Genomic DNA, 21,972 nt, shown 5'->3' on the forward strand with positions numbered 1-21,972 from the left:
CGATTCTTTCTTATAGGTATTGCTCGACAGTATGATTCCACACAAAATTGCGATAAGTAAGTGCTTCCCAACCATAACCAATATTATTATCTTAGATTATAAATTTTCATCTTATTTCATTTCAAACGTATTCATGGAATGAGGAGCCAGCACCACTTCCAAATACCGCTTGCCCAACTTTACGGTCAGCTTTTGTGACTCTTCCTTGAAGTTTCCGGCTATCACCACATACTTCTTCGCCGGAGTCCTTACCACCAGCACCGGCTTCTTGTCGTCTCCCTCCGGCTTATAGGCCAGTACTTCCGAACCCGAAGCAATATAATGGGCATAATGCTTCACCGCAAAGTACTCAGGTGTATACGTAAACGTACGTGTCTTTGAATCAACCCGAATCAAGGCATTCTGTTTCCATCCCCAAGTGCTTGTTCCCTCATCCGAAAGAATGAAATTCCAAAGGTTATACTCGTTGCATCCATTTCCCAAATAATGATTGATTAGTTCAAAAGTGTGTTCGCCCGACTTCCAGTCAAAGCTTCCCCAGCCACATTCACTCTCGGAACAAATGTAACTCCAGTCGGGATGCTGCTGCCGGATGGCTGCCAGAATCTCGCGTCCTTCCCACTGAAAACCCATTCCGGAAATACAAGCCTGCAACTGTTTGTCCGAAAGAATCTTCTCCACATGATCCTGCCGGTTCGTGTTCAGTGTACCTAAATACAACTTCACCTCGGGATGCGCCTTTTTCAGTACCGGAGCCAGGTAATCCCGATTAAAGAGGATAGTACCTTCTGCCGTCCATGCACATCCGGGATAGGGCGTATAGCTGTACGCCTCATTCTGATACATCACCATATCAATAGGAATGCCTTCTGCCTTGTAGGCATCGATGAACTTACAGAAGTAATTGGCATACGTCCGCAAATAGCGAGGGTCTTGTATCATATAGTCGGTAGTAGCCAGCTGACGGGGGAATTTTCCTTTACGTTCTCCCACCAGCTTCATCTCGTCCGGATCGGTTGTTCCGCCTACATTTCCATACAGCAGGTAATCCAACTTCGGCGACAGATGGTTGGCCGGACTGCTCAACACCGGATAATCTCCATTTATTTTCAACCAGCTGGGGGGAGACCAGGGAGAAACCCAAAAGGTAAGTGCCGGATTGTATTTCTGTGCCGCCCGGATGAAAGGAATAATCGCCTGTTTATCCCGGTCGATATTGAAGTAGCGTAACTCAAAATCTCCTTCCACCTCATCGCAGCTGTACCAGGAACGGGCATAGTCGTTGGCACCCAATGAAATTCGTCCTCGCCCGATACGCAAATCACCCTCCGGAGCAAATACCTTCTTCAAGATTTCATCCTGCTCTTCACGGGTCAGCACGCCCAACGCATCCCAACAAAGCTCATTGAAAGTGACTCCCCAAGTCTTAAACGTGGCGATTTTAGCCTTTCCGTCCACAGACACATCCGGAAGGGTATTTACTTCGCTTTTCAAACGGACAGTGGATTGCTGCCAAGTATCATTCTCACTGCTATGTATCCAATGATAAGTTTGTGCGGAAAGTTGTACGGCCCCTAAAGTTACCAGACAACTTACACAAAATATTCGATATTGAAATCTCATAAATACTACAATTTTTTATGCTTTCTATTTATCCCAAAAAGTACAAATAAAAAATCAAGACTCCGCTATCTCAAGATAAAAAATTCACTCAGCAAATCTTTATTTCTCTGAAAGCAGAATAACCAAGACTTTATACGGAAGGTATACTTAATTAAGAGTATACAATTAGTATCCACGAGAATGAATATACTATTAAAAATTTAAATTACTAAATAAATCAAGTCTCTAAAATCACTTTATTCTTTATTAATTTTGCTAAAGGAATTATTATCTATTAGCATAATCCAAAGAGTCTACAAGACTTTTATCCAACTAATTTCATATCATACTGCATAATATAAAAAGATGACATGTGAAATGCAATAAAATAAGCATCGACACATGTCATCTTCTTTTTCAGTACACTAACTGAATATCTTTAAAACTACTTACCTAATTTCGCTCTTCGTAACAAAGTCTGCATTTCAAATAACTTTTCAGGATACTGAGCCGCTACATTTTCTTGTTCACTGACTTTTTTCATCTCATATAGTTGAGGAATACTGTCATTACCTGTTTCTATTTTCGGTCCCCAAGTAATCATACGCGGTCCATCATTGGGTTCTATATACTTCCAGTCCTTAGTTCTAATAGACAGTACATGATTAGCCGCAAACTCTATGACCCAAGGACGGTCTGTATTGTCCATACCCAACAGATTACTTAATCGATTCCAGCTATCGGGAGCACTACCTTTAGGCAAACGTGCATGAATCAATTCTCCTAATGAAGCCATCCAATCAATCTGTGACATCAGCACGTCTGAGACATTTCCTTTTTGTATCATTTTCGGCCAACGTACAATAGCAGGAACGGTTGTTCCACCTTCAAATGCACTATACTTATAGCCTCTTAGGGGTCCGGAAGGTCTATGCCCATTCAACAATTCTTCAGCCTGATCATCGTAACCATCATCTACAACCGGCCCATTGTCACTGGACAAAATAACAAGTGTATTTCCTGACAATCCCAACCTATCTAGTGCTTTCATAATTTGTCCTACACTCCAATCAAACTGAAGAATGGCATCTCCACGCAATCCCATTGAACTTTTCCCGCGAAAACGTTCGTGAGGAAAACGAGGCACATGCACGTCATTTGTTGCAAAATAAAGAAAAAAAGGCTCGTTTTGATGCTGGCTAATAAAATCAATAGCATGCAAGGTAATAGAATCTGCGATATTCTCATCCTTCCACAAAGCTTTTCCACCCCCTTTCATGTATCCGATACGACTAATACCATTCACAATAGACATATCATGTCCATGACTGGGCTTCAAATTATACAATAACTCAGGATTATCTTTCCCTGTAGGTTCTCCAGGAAAATTCTGCTTGTAACTCACTTCGATAGGAGCCGTCGGATCGTATCCCGCTACCTGTCCATTCTCAATAAAGACACAAGGCACACGATCGGCTGTAGCAGCCATAATATAATGATAATCAAATCCTAAATCATCTAACGAGGCAGATAACGGAGCATTCCAATCCTGCTCCCCTGTTTTATCACCTAATCCTAAATGCCATTTGCCAACAGCTCCGGTCACATAACCAGAATGCTTGAACATATCAGCCATAGTATATTGTTCAGGACGAATAATCATTCCCGCATTTCCAGCCGCCACATCTGTACCTTTTTTCCTCCAAGCATATTCACCCGTCAATAAAGAATAACGCGATGGGGTACTAGTAGCGGCTACAGCATGCACATTCGTAAAACGTAACCCTTCATCAGCCAACCGGTTTACATTTGGAGTCTCCACATTCTTCGCACCATAGCACTGCAAATCACCATACCCCAAATCATCGGCATAAATAATAATGACATTGGGTAACTGAGGTTCAACCACCTCATTTTTATTGTTATCTGCTAATGCGGCTCCACAAGCCCAGTTGTAAACAATAGGAGAAAGCAAAGAAAATGTCAAAAGTTGTATCTTCATAATAATTATTATCAGTTTTAGTCACGCAAATTAGGATTAATATTTTGTTCAGACAAAGGAATAGGCCATTTATAGTCTTGCGGATTACGAAAATCACGACGCCCGACATACCAACGGCAATTCCCTGTAGGGTCTATTTCCTTAGTAGATGCAGCATAAGTTGTAGAAGAAGGATAAGGTGCTCCCCAAACTTCTCCAACCAGAACCTTGTCCGCAATCTCCCAACGCAGTAAGTCCCAATAACGTATTCCCTCATAAGCCAATTCTACTCGACGTTCATTACGGAGTTTTTCCCGTAAAACAGACGGATCTGTTTCTGTAATAGGAGGCATACCTACATCAGCGCGTCCACGTACTTTATTAATTGTAGCGTCCAATATAGATCTATTGATAGTCTGTCCACTTTCAATCAGACATTCCAAATACCCTAACAGTACTTCTGCATATCGAATAACAGGTGTCACTGCACTATAGCTTTGAATATTATTAATCGGATTCTCATCAAAATATTTCCGCCACATGAAACCTGTCTTCGATGCTTCCGATGAATAATCAAGTCGCTCTTTAGCAGAAGCCTCGTAATCCGGACTCATACGGTACGTCGTTCCCATAAAATTCGCGCCATTATAAAATATGGTATAATCTAAACGAGGATCACGGTTTTCCCCTAAATTATTCGGATTGTAACGCGGGTCATCATAACTAAACGGAGTACCATCAATAAATTCATAAGATTCAAACAAACCGGCAGAAGGATTGGAAAGACTCCACCCTCCATCTTTAGCTGGAAGCACCTGCTGAGGCATACCACAGCCAACATAATTCTCCAAATAAGCAATATAGAAAATATTTTCTTTATTGCCAATACCAGTACCTGGCCAAAATAGTTCCGGATAACTAGCATGAATATCATTATCTCCATAATTTATGATTTCCTCATAAGCAGCAGCCCCACCTGCCCAATCTTTTTGAAGCATACATGTACGTCCAAGAAAAGCAAGGGCAGCCTGTTTGCATGCACGCCCCGTTTCACTTGAGGAAATATCCTTAAAGCGTGGCAAATCTGCGGCAGCTTCTTTAAACTCAGTGGCACACCATGCCAATATTTCAGCTTGAGAATTTCTTTTTACAGTATTAGCTTCCTCACCACTCAAAACAGTAGTAACTAACGGTACATCTTTAAAATAACTTGCCAGATAATGATATTGAGTTGCCCGCAAAAAACGAGCTTCGGCTACCATCCTCTTTTTCAAATCCGATTCCGGCATTTTTTGCATTCCTTCCAAAAAACGATTACATTTACCAATACGTGAATAAGCCGAAGACCAATAATTCTTGATAAAAGAGTTTGTGTTCAGTAACTGTCCGCTGGATATTTTATAAAAGTCATTATTTTCTCCTCGACGATCAAACGCATTGTCAGTCAAGTGCTCCATAAACAACAACCCATGATAAGACCAAAAATCAGACACACTATATTCCAAACCATTGGTTATTTTTCCACGATAAAGAGCAGTCAAAGCAAGTTCAGCATTTTTTTCATCATTCCAAAAATTTTCTTCCGACAAGTCAGTCAAAGGCAATCTTTCCAAGTCACATGACGAGAAAGACAGTGAAACCAGCAAAGTGGCAAGTATTAAATATCTAGAACATTTCATAAGACTTTAGAATTTTAATGTTAAACCAAAGGTGTAAGTAGACATCGTTGGGTAATATTGTCCATCATTACTTGTATTCTCAGGATCCCAACCTTCACGATAACCTTTAAATGTTAACGGATTATCTAAACTTACATAAAAACGCATACCACTGGAACCAAACTTCCGAGTCACAGATTCAGGCAATGTATAACCTAACTGGATGTTACGAACCTTGACATAGGAAGCATCCAACACCCAATAATCAGAAGTTAAAGTATTATTGCTTCCCGCATTCGACATAACTTCCAAACGTGGATATTCAGGATAACGATTGTCTTGCTGTACATTCCAGCAGTTTTCCATCTGCCAGCGTTGTATGTTACCTTCCTGATAGAAAGCATATCCGGCATATACAGAAAGCGTGCCTTTTACATCGGCAACTCCCTGAATCAGCATACTGAAATCAAATCCCTTATATTCAGCACCCAGATTCAATCCAAAAGTATATTTCGGAATGCGTGATCCCAAGTATGTTCTGTCATCAGGTGTTACTTTTCCATCACCTGTAATATCTACATAACGGATATCTCCGGCCCGTGAACCTTTAGCTATTTCACTTTGGTCATACCAATCGTTTACTTCTTCATTCGTCAGAAACACACCATCCGTCTTATATCCATAAAACATCTGCATCGGATAGCCGATAAACAAATCACTTCCATTACCTACCATCCCATTATTTTGAATCACATTTCCCATACCCAATGTCAAAACCTTATTTTTAATGATAGAAAAATTACCATTGACATGATAATGGAAATCACCAATTGTATTTTGATGCCCTATCTCAAATTCCCATCCTTTATTCTCTAATTCACCTGTATTGACCTCCGAGATAGACAAACCAAAAATAGAGGAATAACTGGCTGCAGGCTTGTAAAGCACGTCGGTTGTCTTCCGATGGAAATAAGTAGCATTCAAAGTCAGCATATTATTGAAAAAACCTGTCTCGATACCAAAATCAGCCGTACGCGTACGTTCCCATTTCAATGTGGGATCCACGTAAGTCGTAACAGCCGCACCTTGTGTATATACCCCTCCAAACACATAATTCTGTGCCTGTCCTAACGTATACACAGACTGGTAAGGATAATTACCAATATTATTATTTCCCAATATACCGTAGGAAGCTTTTATTTTTAGATTATTGAACCATTCGGATACACTTTGCTCTTTCCAAAATCTTTCTTCAGACATACGCCATCCCGCAGCTACAGAAGGGAAGAAACCGAATTTCGTATTTGACGGAAATCTTGAAGAACCGTCATATCGCATGGTTGTCTCAAAAAGATACCGCTGGTCATAATTATAAGTCAAACGGCCAAAGATAGATTGTATTGCCCAATCATATCCACCTCCATCATTAGTTTGCCCGTCAACCCCTCCTGCACCTAGATATGGTACATCATCTGATGGAAAGTTATTACGACTTCCACTTAATGTCCGTTGCCCTTCGTCCTCCCAAGTATAACCAAACAGTACCGACAAATTATGCTTTTTCGCAATGGTAGTATTATAATCGGCCACAGCCTGAAATGTCTTGTATACAGTACGCTCCATAGAATTAGTCAACGACGAAGGACCTGTACTTTGCCCACCGACCAGCGTCATATCTGCCCGATAGTTACGGATAGTGCTCAATGAATAGTTATATCCGCCAATAGCTCTCAAAGTAAGCCCTTTTACAGGTTTCCAAGAAAGTTCAATATTACCTTTGAACTTGTCAAAATCTTCACGATAAAAAGAAGCACAATTCACCCATGCCACCGGAGTACCCTGCAATTTGGGTCCCAAACCAATTTCACCAGTCGACAAATAACTAGGTGTCAGTCCTGGATAACGAACAGCATTAGCTATAATTCCTTTGAATCCCTCATTGTCAAGTACTCCAGGAGTAGAAGGTTCATGCCTATCTGACGTCATTCCACTGACTCTCACACTAAGTGACACGTTTTTAGCAATTTCCGCATTTAGATTCACTCTTGCATTATAGCGATTATAATAATTATTTTCTAACAAACCATTCTGACGAAGGTATCCCAGCGAAGCCATATACTGAAGTTTTCCAGAACCTCCGTTTACACTTAATTCATGCTTGGTCTGCAACGCATGTCCGCCAAGCAATTCATCCAAATACATTTCATCAGCATAATTGTCCGGGTCCGATCCGTCACGATATTTCTGAATCATCTCTGGGGTGTAAGTTTCTGTTCCCATCGCCATATTATAATATTCTGCATACTCGTACGAATGTGCAAAATCAGGTAATTCCGTAGCTTGACTCATACCAATGGAACCATTATAGGTAATATGCGTTTTCCCAGCTTTTCCTTCCTTTGTTGTTACAAGAATTACCCCATTTGCCGCACGTGAACCATAAATAGCAGCTGAAGCAGCATCTTTCAATACTGAAATGTTTTCTATCTCCGACGGAGTCAAATCACTAAGAGAGCCAGGCATACCATCAATCAGCACCAACGGATCAGGAGTAGCCCCGAAAGAACCTACCCCACGCACACGAATCGTACCAGCATCCTGTCCAGGATTCCCACTCGTCTGAGTAATAGTCACTCCAGATAACTGACCGGTCAACATATTGGAAACATCAGGAACCGCACGTGACTCTAAAGTCTCACTATCTAATGTCGCTATAGAACCTATCACATTCACCTTTTTTTGTGCTCCATAACCAATGACTACGACTTCATCTAATGTTTCAGAATCTTCTCTTAAACTGACAGCTATCTGTTTCCCGGAAATTGCTTGTACACTTTGATCTTTGTACCCCACATACGAAATGTCCAGCATAGCTCCTTCGTGCACCTCCAGTATAAAATTACCATCAATATCCGTAATCGTACCATTAGATGTGCCCCGCTCCATGACTGTTGCACCGATAACAGGTTCACCATTCACATCCCGTATAGATCCTTTTGCCTGCAATTTTTCGGCTGAAGCCTCCTCTTTTACAGCCTTTTTTATAATAATTTTTTTATCTTGAATCTCATAGGTGATTTCTTTCTGTCCGGCCAGGATTTGTTTCACCGCTTCCTCGATACTGGCATTCTGTACCGATACAGACACCCGTTTCTGCGTGTTCACATCGACCGATGAAAATACAAACGAGTAACCCGACGACTTCTTCAATTGTTCCATTGCCTCTTTTACTGTCACATTACCGGTTTTCAACGTAATATTCTGAGAAAAAGCCGATAAGTTCAGGCAAAGCGCTGCCGAGGCTATTAACATAGCCTTACTGAAATATCTCATAATTCTGTTGATTTTTAATTAAATAACTAAAAGTTGGAATTGTAAGAATCGAAGAATACCTATCTTTGCAGTATCTTTGATTCAAGTTATTATGCCCTATATGCAAAAGACTTGTAAACTTGCAAGGAGGATGTGCCCGCATCTTCCTTGTTTTTTATGTCTTCGCCTTGTAGCTCTGTCAGCTGGAAGGTTTCATTTTCATGGTGTTTCTCTTTTTAAGGTTTGACAAATCAGTTAATAAAGAATGTATTTCTCATTTTCGTATCGATACTTCATGCGATTGGTCGAAGCAATAGTTTCCAACACTTCTTCTATGGTATTGCCCATCACCCTGAAACTACCGTAAAAACGACGGTTCTTCAGACTGTCGGCAATCTCTATTTTCACGTCATAACTACGCATCAGCTTCTTGGCTATATCCTGCAACAATTCTTCATCAAAAAACAATTCATCGTTCGTCCACAACCTGGAATTTTCGGCACGGCTCTTCAGTTTTCTCATTTCTCCCGTACGCTTGTTCATCACCATCTTCTCATTAGGCGAAAGATACAATTCCGGCATGGATTTCATACCATTGTACAAGGCTACTTTCCCTTCCAGCAGATTTACCGTCACTTCCTCATCGTCCGAATAGTTCTTGAAATTAAACTTGGTACCCATTACCCGCAAATCCACTTCACGTGTATGAATCTCAAAAGGCAGTTCCTGATTATGAATTACCTCAAAATATCCTTCTCCTTCTAGATTCAATTGCCGGTTGTCCATGCCAAATCCCTGCGAATAGGTTATTTTAGAACCCGCATTCAGCCATACTAATGTGCCGTCGGGCAAATACAACTTGGTTCGTGCTCCCAGCGGAGCTTCCACTACAATATCCGAGAAGGTCTGACGGAGGGTTTCTTGTCCTTTCCAGTAGCCTGCTAACGGAAGCAGCAATATCAAGATTACAGCTGCTACCCGATAGACAATCTTCCACGGAATCCGATAAACTCTTGGACGTTCATTTGCCACTCTCTTCTGGAAGCGGGCAAAAGCCTCTTCCTTATCAAACATCTTTTTTTCATCGGCGGCAGCACCTGAAGAAAACCAAACTTCAATCTTGTCACGGACATACCTACGATTTTCTTCCGACTCCCGGCTCCAACTTTTCAATTCCTGAAAAGCGTCTGCCGTCAGATGGCCGGAAAGGTATTCCGCAATCAACTCATCAATCCGTTCATTTTTCATTTTTTCGTGCTGCATAATTTGCTGTGTTTATAAGTAAGACAAAAAAGAGGAAAAGCAGGGTAGTCAAAAAAGAACTTTTTTTCAATTTCCCCAAAAAATATAGCATAAAAGAAGTTTCAGATAGCCAGACATATGCTTCTGAAGAAATGACAATGCATTCTTTATGTGATATTTCACCGTATTGACTGATATATTCAGCTCCTGAGCAATTTCTTCGTATTTCTTTTGTTCATAACGGCTTTTCTTGAATACGGTCCTGCATTCTTCTGGTAAAGCCTCAATGCTGCGTGCCAGTTCATCCTCCAGTTCCTGCTCCAGCAAATATCCCAGTGGATGGTCTTTTTCTACAAATAAGGTATCCAGAAATTCCACATTTTCCGGAAGCGAAAAAGAAGAAAAACGTAGTTCTTCACGATGGGAAAGAGAATTCAACTCATTCAGGCAACGATTGCGAACAGACTTCATCAGATATGCCCTCAAAGAATACACAATTTCCACCTCCGCACGGTGTTCCCACAGATAGAAAATGGCGTCATCTACTATCTCTTCCGCCAACGCCGTATCGTGCAGAAACAAATCTGCAAAACGACATAGAGATTCATAGTGGCAATCGTAAATGCATCTGAATACAGATTCATCTCCACGCCTAAGACCTTCTATCAGCTGTTTTTCCATTATGATTCCAAATTCAATTCGTAGCGAGCAAAATTAAAGATTTTCTTCTTATTTTCAGGAATTCTCCTTACAATTATTCTTATACTATAAGGTTTCCAAACACAATCAGTCAATTCTTTTTACACAATAAAACAAACCGACAAAGCTCTCAGTTATATACGACGCAAAAGCAATAACTATAAAACCACAATACACTATTTCCTAAGAAACAGGGCATTTTTTATATTCCCCTATACGGAAACATACGTTTTCCTACCGTGAAACGTACGTTTCCGCACTGAGAAACGTATGTTTTCCGTAAGGGAAACGTAAAATAAGCCACCGCATTTCTCCATCCATATCCTTAGGTTTTCCAAAATTCAAACCTCACCATACGCCTATGCACCTTAAAGCCTGCAAAGTCCTCTTTTCTCCTTTTCCAGGCCTTTAAGCCTCATTTTTCCCGTAAAAACAGAAAAATTTATCGTTTTTCGATAAAATACTTCTGTTTTTCTTTTGGAGTTCAAAAATAATACCTACATTTGCATATCGAAAAACGATAAATATTTATCGAAAACAAACGACACACACTATTTACACACAAACACGTACAGTTATGAAAAAGACATTCACAAAAAAGACACTGGCAGCAGGAATCGCCGCTGCACTGATGACATTGACAGCCACACACGCAAACGCAAAAGAAACCTTCATTTACGGACAAAACCACCAAAGCTTGACGGTATCTACCCTGAATGAAGACGGCAAAACACTCACTCCCAAGTGGAAGTACGAATACCGATACGACACACTGGGAACCCTGACCGAGAAAAAGGCTTACCGCTGGGATGCGGACCGAAGGACCTGGAATCCGGCTTATCTGCTGACCTGGGGCGCTGAAGGTCCGGCTCTTCAGAAACTTTCAACCAACAAGTAAACAAACTTTTTAAAACGTACACGATTATGGGACGCACCATCAAATTATTACTGTATTTCTTTGCCTACCAACTGGCTTTTATGGGGGTAGCCATCTGTGGGTACATGTGGTATCGCCACACCTTCGAATTGCCGAAGACACCCGACAGTCTGTATACAAACCTGATTATGCTGGCACAGGTACTCTCTACCGCCGCAGTAGGCATCCATCTGCTGGCAGGTAAATATGTGGGACTGGACCGAAAGACTTGGGGATATCACTGCTCCCCCAAACTGTTAGTTACATCGGTGATATTCATTTTAGTGATGGGCTTTTGGACCAATTACTTCAACGAGCTGGCCGACCTACCCAACAATATGGAGGCTGCCTTTGACATGATGATGCACCATCCCTTAGGTATCGTGGCCATCGTCATCATGGCTCCCCTCGTAGAGGAACTGCTGTTCCGTGGTGCCATTCAGGGACATCTGCTCCGCAAATGGAAACATCCGGCAGGGGCCATCGTACTTTCTTCATTGATTTTCGGACTGGTACACGGCAACTGGGTACAGGCACCTTTCGCCTTTGTTACCGGACTGGCGCTGGGATGGATGTACTACCGCACGGGGAGTCTGTTACCCGGCATCCTGATGCACTTTGTCAATAACAGTGCGGCTGTGATTGCTTTCTTATCGGCAGACGACCCGAATGCAACCATGGTTTCTACTTATGGAGCCACCGGAGCGGCGCTCATGGCAGCCGGAGGATTTGTCCTCACCGTCCTCTGCATACTGTTCATCCAAAAGAAGCTGGTTCCGCAACCGGCTTCATGGTATCAGCCTGCCCAGGCAGAAACGATTGAAATAGAAGACCAGACATTATCCACACAAACACATTCACATAATGAAAACATTTAAAATCATTGCATTAATCGCCCTCCTTGGCATCTTGTTCGAATCAATAGGAGGGTTCATCGACGGCTGGAACGAACCCGACCAACTGGCTCCCATTCGCATAGAACGTACCCATCCCGCTTTCGACAAAGTGACTGCGGTGACCTTTGATGTACTGCCACAGTCAGCCCAACAAGTAACCAACCTGCAAACCGATACTCGTGTACCGGCCGGATTCATACAATGCCATGCATATATCACCCCCAGTGGTCTTACGACTTTCGCTTATGTGTTGCTGGCAATTACGGGATTGTTTACTCTATATGGATTCTACAGCCTCATCCGCCTGTTTATCTCTGTCATCCGTAAAGAGATATTCACACCCACCAATATCCGGCGCATCCGATGGGGAGTCTATCCTCCCACCGCCTACACTTTGGCCAAATATTTCCTGTCGTGGTGTGAATCTCACGATGCCATGACCCAACTCACCGTTCCGGGATATGTCATTCAGCCTGCTTCTCCCTTTGAATTCAGCTGGATGAGCCTCATACTCCTGATACTTCTCACGGAGGTCTTCGTAGTTGCCGTACGCTTGAAACAAGAAAACGATTTGACGATTTAATTAAACACACGAACAATGAAAACCCAATCCTACAAACGCCTGATGCAATACTGCGACTTTGTTTCGGTACTCAGCCTTTTGGCATCCATCGCTTATGGCTTTAGCCAGATAGTGCCTCTCTGTTATGGAATTGGGAAAAACGACAGCGATACTTTTATATGGGAAGCGTTGATACAAGCCATTGAGTGTTATGCCATTTTCTTTATCGGTCTGCTGACCTATTTCATGGCACGCAACGTGAAAAGAGGAAAAGTATTCTGCCGCGTCAACCAACGGATTTTGTCGGCCATCGGAATCTCCACCATGCTTTCGGGAGTGCTGATGAATGTCATCGTCAATCTCACCCCGATAGACACATTCCATCAGAACAGCATCCTGCTGATTGTGATAGGAGCTGTTTTCGTACTGGTCTCCTTGTTGTTTGAGATAGGTATCCAGATGCAGGAAGAACAAGATTTAACTATTTAACCCAACTACTAATTATGCCGATTATCGTAAATCTCGATGTGATGATGGCGAAACGGAAAGTTTCGCTGGGAGAGCTTGCCGAACGGATTGACCTGACACCGGCAAACCTCTCTATCCTGAAAACAGGAAAAGCCAAGGCCATACGCTTCTCTACCCTGGAGGCCATCTGTAAGGAACTGGACTGCCAGCCGGGGGACATACTGGAATATCGGGCGGAAGAATAGAAAGACAACAAATGTATACACAAAAAACAGGCCTATCTGGAATGAATCATTCCAGACAGGCTCACCTATTTTCTATGATTTACCATTCAAACAATTTGCTTCTGGACAGCAGACAAGCACCTACCACTCCTGCTTTTGCCTGCAACTTCGACAAGACCACAGCCGAATCCTTACTTACCAGATTCAAAGAGTATTTGCGGATAGCGGTCTTGACGGGTTGCAAGATATAATCTTCCGTCAAGGCCAGCGTTCCGCCGATGACCACCAGTTCCGGGTTGAACAGGTTGATCAGTCCTGCAAGATAACGTCCCAGCTTGCGACCGATTTCTTCTACCAGTTCAATACACAGGATATCTTCTTTATTGGTAGCCTCCACAATCTCTTCCAAGGTAAGCGGAGAATCCCCCGTAAGAATTCGCTTGGAAAGGATGGAAGTCTGTCCGTTCTTCACCCGCTCACAAAGAATTCGATGCAGCGCCGAACCGGAAACCTCGGTTTCCAGACATCCTTTTTTCCCGCAGCGGCAGATGATTTCATTGTCGAACACATTGAAATGACCGAATTCTCCCGAGAAACCCGAACGTCCCGTATAGATTTTCCCATCAATGATAAAGGCCGAACCAAGTCCCCAGCTGAGATTGATGAACACCACATCTTTTTCTCCTTTGACCACCCCTTTCAGCAGCTCGCCATAAGCCATGGCACGGGTATCATTGTCAATGCTCACCGGAATGCCGATTTTTTCAGTCAGAATCTCAGCCAGCGGACGCTCCTCGAAGTTAAACATGCTGAAACTGTAACCTTCCTCCGGATTGACCCGCCCGGAGATGTTCACCCCGACCTGAAGAATCTTTTCCCTGACATTTTGATGTTTCTCAATGAATGTGGAAATATGATGAATCAGCACATCCAGACTTTCCAATGTATTGTCGAGATGGCATTCTATCCCCATTTGAATATCAACCATATCACCCGTAAAGTTCATCAAACCGATATTCAGACAAAATGCCTTGATATCCACTCCTACCATATACGCAGAATCCGGATTCAGACCATATAGATTAGGTGGCCTGCCCTCGCTGGTCTCCTGCTTTCCATAATTGATGATGTATCCTTCATCTACCAGCTCCATCACGAACTTGGTGACAGTAGGAATACTCAAGTCTATGTCTTTTGCCAAATCAGGAATGGTCGATGAATGGTTATGCATCAAATAAGTCAGAATCCGCTTTTGAGTAAGCATACTTTTCGTGCCATTTCCTAGTTCTTCGATTAACTTGTGTCCCATAATATTATCAGTTAAACCCACAATAGCATGCTAAGAGGCACACTATTTTCTATCGCTATTAATAAAATATTATATTTAATGGTCCCTAAGGCATGTTTTACTTATTAAAGTAGCCTCCCCATTAAACCGATTGCCAAGGTAATAAATTTATTGATACGAAACAATAAAAGCAAAATATTAATGATATATAGCAAAAGTCAAGAAAAATCTTCATTAAATCATGGATAACTTAAATATTATGCTTATTTTAGCTGAAAGAAATCCCATCCTTCCTTAACCTAATGACAATACGTATGAAAAAACGACTCCTGATGTGGGGAATTCTTGTACTCCAATATGCAATATCTCTGGCACAATCCGTACCCGACTATCCAATTACACAAGGTGTATCCGCTCCTTTTGCGGGCTTTATAAAAGACTGGCTGATAGTGGGTGGAGGATGCAATTTCCCTTTGAAGCCTGCTGCCGAAGGAGGAGAGAAAATATATTACGACCAATGCTATGCATTAAACGTCCAGTCTGAATGCCCACAGTGGATACCGGTTCCTTCACTTGCCTGCCCGATGGCCTACGGGTGCTCCATAGAAACACCGGAAGGACTTGTCTGCATCGGGGGAATGAATGCGGACTCCTGTCTGACCCATGTATTCCGTATTCAAGCCACCGACTCTCCACAAAAGTTTACTATCCAGCCACTTCCTTCACTACCAGAAACCATAGACAACGCTGCAGCCACCCTTCTCAACGGATGTATCTACCTTACCGGAGGGAACCAGCAGCATGGGCAGAACACCTTGTACAGACTGGAATTGAAAACAAACCGTACCTGGCAAAAACTATCTGCCTATCCTGGGCCTCAACGCGTACAGCCGATTCTGGTAAACGACGGCCATAAGCTTTATTTAATAGGTGGATACCAAGCTGCATCGGACACTTCGGAAAGCATACTTTCACACGACATCTTATGCTATCTCCCCGAAACCAATCGCTGGGAATACGAGACAGACATACCCTTGGAAGAGAATGGGGAGCAACGCTGCATGGCAGGAGGAAGCGGTACCCAGACTTCCACACATTTTATCCTTACCGGAGGAGTCAACTATACCATCTTCAAAAAAGCCTTGGATGGAAAAGTCGGGAAAGACTATCTCACTCACGAGCCATCCTGGTATCGATTCAACGATGACATTCTCTGTTTTGATTTCACACATAAAAAATGGACTTTGTATCCTAATATTCCAGGTATGGCACGGGCCGGAAGCATTCTCCTGCAACATCATCATTGTTTATACATGGTATGCGGAGAAATAAAACCCGGCATACGTACCCCACAAATTACAATTTATCCGCTTAAAAAAGAAATAGATTTTCAAAATAACCCCTAAAACCCTTGTAGTATAAAAATTATATCGCTATTTTTGCCGATATTAAATAAATCAATTTATTAAATATGATATTATGGAAAAAATCATTGGCTTAATTGATGCTCCGTTTACCCCATTTTATGAAAATGGCGAGGTAAACTATGAACCGATTGCTGCGTATGCGGCTATGCTGGCAAAAAACGGCCTGAAAGGTGTGTTCATCAATGGTTCATCTGGTGAAGGCTACATGCTGACGGAAGAAGAACGTATGAAACTGGCTGAACGTTGGATTGAAGTAGCCCCCAAAGGCTTTAAAGTGATTGTCCACGTAGGAAGCTGCTGCGTAAAGGCAAGTAAGATGCTGGCTGAACATGCACAGAAAATCGGGGCATGGGGTATCGGTGCAATGGCTCCTCCCTTCCCGAAAATCGGCCGTATCGAAGAACTGGTGAAATACTGCGAAGAAATCGCAGCCGGAGCACCGAATCTTCCATTCTATTATTACCACATTCCGGCATTCAACGGTGCCTACCTGCCGATGGTGGAATTACTGAAAGCGGTTGACGGACGCATTCCAAATTTTGCCGGCATTAAATATACGTACGAAAGTATTTATGAATACAACCAGTGCCGCCTGTACAAAAACGGTAAGTTCGACATGCTGCACGGCCAGGATGAAACCATCCTTCCTTCACTGGCCATGGGCGGTGCACAAGGTGGTATCGGTGGAACCACGAACTACAATGGCATCAACCTGGTAGGCATCCTCGATGCATGGAAAGCTGGCGACATTGAAAAGGCACGTGAGCTGCAAAATTTCTCACAAGATGTCATCAATGTAATTTGTCACTACCGCGGCAACATCGTAGCCGGAAAGCGTATCATGAAACTGATCGGACTGGATCTGGGCAAGAACCGTACTCCGTTCCAAAATATGACTGATGAAGAAGAGGCCCGCATGAAAGCGGAACTGGAAGCTATCCATTTCTTTGACCGTTGCAACAAATTCTAATCGTCGGCCTTATGATGTGCATAGATACCTACGCAAAGTACTGGGCTGAGAACTACAAGGAAGATCTTACCCACAATATCATGCCTTTCTGGCTGAAATATGGTCTGGACAAGAAACACGGAGGCGTATATACCTGTGTGGCCCGCGACGGACAGCTGTTCGACACCACCAAATCAGTGTGGTTCCAAGGACGTTTTGCCTTCATCTGCTCTTTTGCTTACAACCATGTGGAAAAGAATCCGGAATGGTTGGAAGCAGCCAAACTGACACTGGATTTCATTGAAAACCACTGCTTCGATACGGATGGAAGAATGTATTTCGAAGTCATGGCCGACGGCACTCCGCTCCGGAAAAGAAGATATGTCTTTTCTGAAAGCTTTGCCGCCATTGCCATGTCGGAATATGCACTGGCTACCGGCAACCAGGAATATGCAAAGAAAGCACTTGATTTGTTCAAGCGGATGCGTCATTTCCTGAATACTCCCGGCATTTTGGAGCCGAAATACCTCCCAACCCTTCAGGCGCAAGGACATTCCATCACCATGATTATGGTCAACGTGGCTTCCTGCATCAAGAAAGTGATTTCCGACCCGGAACTGGATGCCCAGATAGAAGAATCCATCTATGCCCTGAAACACTATTTCATGCATCCGGAATTCAAGGCGCTGTTAGAAATGGTTGGCCCTAAGGGAGAATTCATCGACACCATGAACGGACGTACCATCAACCCGGGACATTGTATTGAGACATCCTGGTTCCTGTTCGACGTAGCCCGTAACATGGGTGGCAACAAAGAACTCATTGACATGGCGCTGACTATTCTCGACTGGTCATGGGACTGGGGATGGGACGAGCAGTATGGCGGTATCATCAACTTCAAAGACTGCAAGAACCTGCCTCCACAGGATTACTCACAGGACATGAAGTTCTGGTGGCCGCAAACCGAAGCCATCATCGCCAACCTGTATGCCTATAAGCTGACCAAGGATGAGAAATACCTGAAACGCCACAAACAAATCAGCGAATGGACGTATGCCCATTTCCCGGATAACGAGTTTGGCGAATGGTATGGATACCTGCACCGCGACGGTACAGTAGCCCAACCCGCAAAAGGTAACTTGTTCAAAGGTCCTTTCCATATTCCAAGAATGATGGTCAAGGGATACACTTTATGTAAAGAAATACTTGCCGGAGAATAATCCGGCAAGTTTCATCACTAATCTGAATAACCATAATAATATTATGAAAAACTCTAAGATTTATCCTTGGGTTGTAGTAGGACTGCTCTGGGGCGTGGCATTGCTCAACTATATGGACCGGCAAATGCTCAGCACCATGAAGGAAGCCATGCAAGTGGATATCACGGAACTACAATCAGCCACTAATTTTGGATATCTGATGGCAATCTTCCTCTGGATTTATGCCCTCATGAGTCCGGTTTCTGGTATCATCGCCGATCGTTTGAGCCGTAAATGGCTGATTGTTGGAAGTCTGTTCGTATGGTCTTCCGTAACCTACCTGATGGGAATTGCCGACTCCTTCAACCAGATTGTTTGGCTGCGTGCCTTAATGGGAGTGAGTGAAGCACTCTACATCCCCGCCGGACTTTCCCTCATTGCAGACTACCACACGGGAAAATCACGTTCTCTGGCTGTGGGTATCCACATGACAGGACTTTATATGGGACAAGCCATCGGTGGATTTGGAGCCACTGTCGCTGCTGCCTTCTCCTGGCACACCACTTTCCATTGGTTCGGAATCATCGGAATAGCATATGCCGTGATTTTGATGTTATTCCTGCATGACAAGAAGATAGAAACAATTCCTACCGAAAAACTTCAAACCAACCCTCATAAAGAAGGAGTGTTCATCAGCCTGAAATCCTTGCTGACCAACGTAGCCTTCTGGGTTATTCTGCTTTACTTTGCAGCTCCCAGCCTTCCTGGATGGGCTACAAAGAACTGGCTCCCAACCTTGTTTGCCGAGAACCTCAATTTACCGATGTCACAGGCAGGCCCTATTTCTACCATTACCATTGCCGTGTCTTCCTTCATCGGTGTCATCATCGGAGGCCCCTTATCCGACAGATGGGTACAGAAAAATCTACGCGGACGCATATATACGGGAGCAATCGGTCTGGGACTGACTATCCCTTCCTTACTCTTATTGGGATTCGGACATAACTTGATTGCCGTAGTAGCCGCCGGATTATTGTTCGGTATCGGCTATGGCATCTTCGACACCAACAACATGCCTATTCTCTGCCAGTTTGTGTCACGCAAACAAAGAGCTACTGCCTACGGGGTGATGAACATGATAGGAGTTGCTGCCGGCGCCTTTATTACGCATCTGTTAGGCCGATGGGGCGACAACGGTAATTTAGGAATTGGTTTCGCCATGCTCGCCATCGTAGTGGCTGTTGCACTCTTCGTGCAATTATACTTCCTGCGACCCAAGACAGACAATATGGAATAATAAAATTTGAAGATATGATTGTATCCAACCTGCAAAACAGTGCCCGAATCGAAGCACTTCACCCTTTATTCAAACAATTGTTTGACTATGTAAAAAATCACGACCTGCTGCATACTCCATGTGGAAGAATCGAACTGGACGGCAGCAACCTGTTCATCAACAATGTGAATCCGACTTGTATAAAAGCGTCTGAGCAGGTACTCGAAGTACACCGTGACTACATTGATGTACACATCCTGCTGGAGGGAAAAGAACGTATCGGCTGGAAAGCCCTTGAAGATGTCAGTCAATTGAAACAAGCCTACCAAAAAGAAGGAGATTGTGCCCTCTATGCAGACACCCCAACCTCCTTCGTAGACTTGCTTCCGGGACAGTTCATGATTGTCTATCCGGAAGACCCTCATGCTCCCATCATCGGAGAAGGAAACATTAGAAAACTAATCGCTAAAGTAAAAATCTAACCTAACCACCGACCAATTATGAGAAAATTACTTTCCCTATGTATCGGAATGATTGCTATCGGACTGCAGGCTGCAGACACGGTATTCGTGAAAACCCCACAGGTGCCCATCCTGATAGAACGACACGACAATGTGCTGGCTTACCTACGTCTTGACGCCAAAGAGACTCAGACACTGGAAAATGTCACACTGACCTTTGACAAAGATGTACCTCTTTCACAGATAAAAGCAGTCAAACTCTATTATAGTGGTACGGATGCTTCCCAAGACAGAGGGAAAAAACGGTTTGCCCCAGTAGAATATATCTCCAGCCAGACTCCCGGCCAGACATTATCGGCAAATCCTTCTTATTCCATCAAGAAATCGGAAACGGCTCCCAAGAAGCATACCCTCACACTGGAGGGCAAGCAGAACCTGTTCCCCGGATACAATTTCTTCTGGGTCAGTATTGAAATGCAGCCCACGGCCTCACTGCAAACCAAAATCAGTGCAGAAATCACACAAGTGAAAGCAGACGGAAAAATTCTGCCTACCAAAAACGTAGCACAACAGAAAGTGGTTCAAAGAATGGGAGTTGGTGTACGTCATGCAGGTGACGATGGTTCTGCCGCTTTCCGTATTCCGGGTCTGGTTACTACGAACAAAGGTACTCTTTTAGGTGTATACGATGTACGCTACAACAGCAGTGTAGACCTGCAGGAACACATCGATATCGGTCTCAGCCGCAGTACCGACGGTGGAAAGACATGGGAAAAGATGCGTCTGCCACTGGCCTTTAAAGAATATGGAGGACTGCCTGCCGCACAAAACGGAGTCGGCGACCCTTCTATTTTGGTAGACACCCAAACCAATACGGTATGGATTGTGGCAGCCTGGACACACGGAATGGGTAACCAACGAGCCTGGTGGAGTTCCCACCCGGGCATGGACATGAACCATACCGCTCAGCTGGTACTTGCCAAAAGTACGGATGACGGAAAGACCTGGTCTGAGCCCATCAACATCACCGAGCAAGTGAAGCTTCCGGAATGGTATTTTCTGCTTCAAGGACCGGGACGAGGCATTACTATGGAGGATGGTACCTTGGTATTCCCTATCCAATTTATCGACAAGACCCGTATTCCCAATGCAGGCATCATGTACAGTAAAGACCACGGAAAGACCTGGACCATCCATCACCATGCACGCACCAATACCACAGAAGCACAGGTGGCCGAGGTTGAACCTGGTACCCTCATGCTGAACATGCGTGACAACCGGGGAGGAAGCCGGGCGGTATATACCACACAGGATTTAGGCAAAACGTGGAAAGAACATGAATCCTCACGCACAGCTCTGATAGAACCTGTATGTATGGCCAGCCTGATCAGCGTGAAAGCCAAAGACAACGTGTTAGGAAAAGACCTGCTGATTTTCTCTAACCCGAATTCTACCAGTGCCCGCAAGGACATGACCATCAAAATCAGTCTGGACGGTGGAAATACCTGGAGCCCGGAACATCAGTTACTATTGGATGAAGGATACAACTGGGGCTATTCCTGCCTGACCATGATTGATAAAGAAACCATCGGTATATTATATGAGAGCAGCGTGGCTCACATGACGTTCCAAAGTATTAAACTGAAAGATATTATAAAATAATTTATTATATAATCAAATAGACTAAAAGAGGGTGTGTCAAAATGCATACCCTCTTTTTTTATGACAACGCCCCGACTTTCCCAAGCCGAGGCGTTGTTATTACCTAAAGATTTTGTATCTTTAGGCATAAGCAAAGTAATATGGCAAAGA

At 43.5% G+C, this 21,972-nt stretch carries 18 protein-coding genes; 11 read left to right on the top strand and 7 right to left on the bottom strand.

Features of this window, described 5'->3' with window-relative positions:
• Positions 1 to 111 precede the first annotated feature (111 nt).
• The 6 genes from H6A28_RS05785 to H6A28_RS05810 all read right to left on the bottom strand — a co-directional run bounded on the left by H6A28_RS05785 (position 112) and on the right by H6A28_RS05810 (position 10,476).
• The gene (locus tag H6A28_RS05785) at positions 112 to 1,623 is read right to left on the bottom strand and encodes a glycoside hydrolase family 30 protein (protein WP_204476293.1); all 1,512 of its coding nucleotides are present in this window, start codon (positions 1,621 to 1,623) and stop codon (positions 112 to 114) included.
• A gap of 424 nt (positions 1,624 to 2,047) precedes the next feature.
• A complete protein-coding gene (locus H6A28_RS05790) occupies positions 2,048 to 3,604 on the bottom strand; it encodes a sulfatase family protein (protein WP_204476294.1) in 1,557 nt (518 codons plus the stop codon).
• Positions 3,605 to 3,621: 17 nt separating this feature from the next.
• A complete protein-coding gene (locus tag H6A28_RS05795) occupies positions 3,622 to 5,262 on the bottom strand; it encodes a RagB/SusD family nutrient uptake outer membrane protein (RefSeq protein WP_204476295.1) in 1,641 nt (546 codons plus the stop codon).
• 6 nt (positions 5,263 to 5,268) lie between these two features.
• Positions 5,269 to 8,574, bottom strand: coding sequence for a TonB-dependent receptor (locus tag H6A28_RS05800; protein ID WP_204476296.1), 3,306 nt, complete (start codon positions 8,572 to 8,574; stop codon positions 5,269 to 5,271).
• A 234-nt stretch (positions 8,575 to 8,808) separates the two neighbouring features.
• The gene (locus H6A28_RS05805; RefSeq protein WP_204476297.1) at positions 8,809 to 9,816 is read right to left on the bottom strand and encodes a FecR family protein; all 1,008 of its coding nucleotides are present in this window, start codon (positions 9,814 to 9,816) and stop codon (positions 8,809 to 8,811) included.
• 66 nt (positions 9,817 to 9,882) lie between these two features.
• Entirely contained in the window at positions 9,883 to 10,476 is a 594-nt protein-coding gene (locus H6A28_RS05810) for an RNA polymerase sigma-70 factor (RefSeq protein ID WP_204476298.1), read from the bottom strand.
• A 595-nt stretch (positions 10,477 to 11,071) separates the two neighbouring features.
• Here H6A28_RS05810 and H6A28_RS05815 point away from each other — a divergent pair.
• The 5 genes from H6A28_RS05815 to H6A28_RS05835 are packed head-to-tail and all read left to right on the top strand — an operon-like array spanning position 11,072 to position 13,581.
• Entirely contained in the window at positions 11,072 to 11,392 is a 321-nt protein-coding gene (locus tag H6A28_RS05815; protein WP_204476299.1) for a DUF3836 domain-containing protein, read from the top strand.
• Positions 11,393 to 11,418: 26 nt separating this feature from the next.
• On the top strand, positions 11,419 to 12,288 hold the full coding sequence (locus tag H6A28_RS05820; RefSeq protein WP_204476300.1) for a CPBP family intramembrane glutamic endopeptidase: 870 nt from the start codon (positions 11,419 to 11,421) through the stop codon (positions 12,286 to 12,288).
• Positions 12,275 to 12,889 (top strand): DUF2975 domain-containing protein, encoded by a 615-nt coding sequence (locus H6A28_RS05825; RefSeq protein ID WP_204476301.1) that lies wholly within the window; start codon positions 12,275 to 12,277, stop codon positions 12,887 to 12,889. Before H6A28_RS05820 ends, H6A28_RS05825 begins: the two co-directional genes overlap by 14 nt.
• A 15-nt stretch (positions 12,890 to 12,904) precedes the next feature.
• Complete coding sequence (locus tag H6A28_RS05830) at positions 12,905 to 13,357, top strand: DUF2975 domain-containing protein (RefSeq protein WP_204476302.1); 453 nt, start codon at positions 12,905 to 12,907, stop codon at positions 13,355 to 13,357.
• 14 nt (positions 13,358 to 13,371) lie between these two features.
• Positions 13,372 to 13,581, top strand: a complete 210-nt coding sequence (locus H6A28_RS05835; RefSeq protein ID WP_022353539.1) for a helix-turn-helix domain-containing protein — start codon at positions 13,372 to 13,374, stop codon at positions 13,579 to 13,581.
• 79 nt (positions 13,582 to 13,660) lie between these two features.
• On the opposite strand, the gene H6A28_RS05840 is transcribed toward H6A28_RS05835, so the two are convergent.
• A complete protein-coding gene (locus H6A28_RS05840; RefSeq protein ID WP_204476303.1) occupies positions 13,661 to 14,869 on the bottom strand; it encodes an ROK family transcriptional regulator in 1,209 nt (402 codons plus the stop codon).
• A 293-nt stretch (positions 14,870 to 15,162) separates the two neighbouring features.
• Between H6A28_RS05840 and H6A28_RS05845 the strand changes: the two genes are divergently transcribed.
• The 6 genes from H6A28_RS05845 to H6A28_RS05870 all read left to right on the top strand — a co-directional run bounded on the left by H6A28_RS05845 (position 15,163) and on the right by H6A28_RS05870 (position 21,822).
• Positions 15,163 to 16,254 carry a cyclically-permuted mutarotase family protein gene (locus H6A28_RS05845; protein ID WP_204476304.1) on the top strand — a complete coding sequence of 364 codons (1,092 nt, stop codon included), beginning with the start codon at positions 15,163 to 15,165 and terminating at the stop codon, positions 16,252 to 16,254.
• Between the two features lie 73 nt (positions 16,255 to 16,327).
• Positions 16,328 to 17,245, top strand: coding sequence for a dihydrodipicolinate synthase family protein (locus H6A28_RS05850; RefSeq protein WP_204476305.1), 918 nt, complete (start codon positions 16,328 to 16,330; stop codon positions 17,243 to 17,245).
• A gap of 11 nt (positions 17,246 to 17,256) precedes the next feature.
• Positions 17,257 to 18,444 (top strand): AGE family epimerase/isomerase, encoded by a 1,188-nt coding sequence (locus H6A28_RS05855; RefSeq protein WP_204476306.1) that lies wholly within the window; start codon positions 17,257 to 17,259, stop codon positions 18,442 to 18,444.
• A gap of 43 nt (positions 18,445 to 18,487) precedes the next feature.
• The gene (locus tag H6A28_RS05860; protein WP_204476307.1) at positions 18,488 to 19,720 is read left to right on the top strand and encodes an MFS transporter; all 1,233 of its coding nucleotides are present in this window, start codon (positions 18,488 to 18,490) and stop codon (positions 19,718 to 19,720) included.
• 14 nt (positions 19,721 to 19,734) lie between these two features.
• On the top strand, positions 19,735 to 20,181 hold the full coding sequence (locus tag H6A28_RS05865; protein WP_204476308.1) for a YhcH/YjgK/YiaL family protein: 447 nt from the start codon (positions 19,735 to 19,737) through the stop codon (positions 20,179 to 20,181).
• Positions 20,182 to 20,199: 18 nt separating this feature from the next.
• Complete coding sequence (locus tag H6A28_RS05870; protein ID WP_204476309.1) at positions 20,200 to 21,822, top strand: sialidase family protein; 1,623 nt, start codon at positions 20,200 to 20,202, stop codon at positions 21,820 to 21,822.
• Positions 21,823 to 21,972: the final 150 nt, after the last annotated feature.

Origin of the sequence: Bacteroides mediterraneensis (assembly GCF_016900355.1) — a bacterium.
GTDB lineage: Bacteria > Bacteroidota > Bacteroidia > Bacteroidales > Bacteroidaceae > Phocaeicola.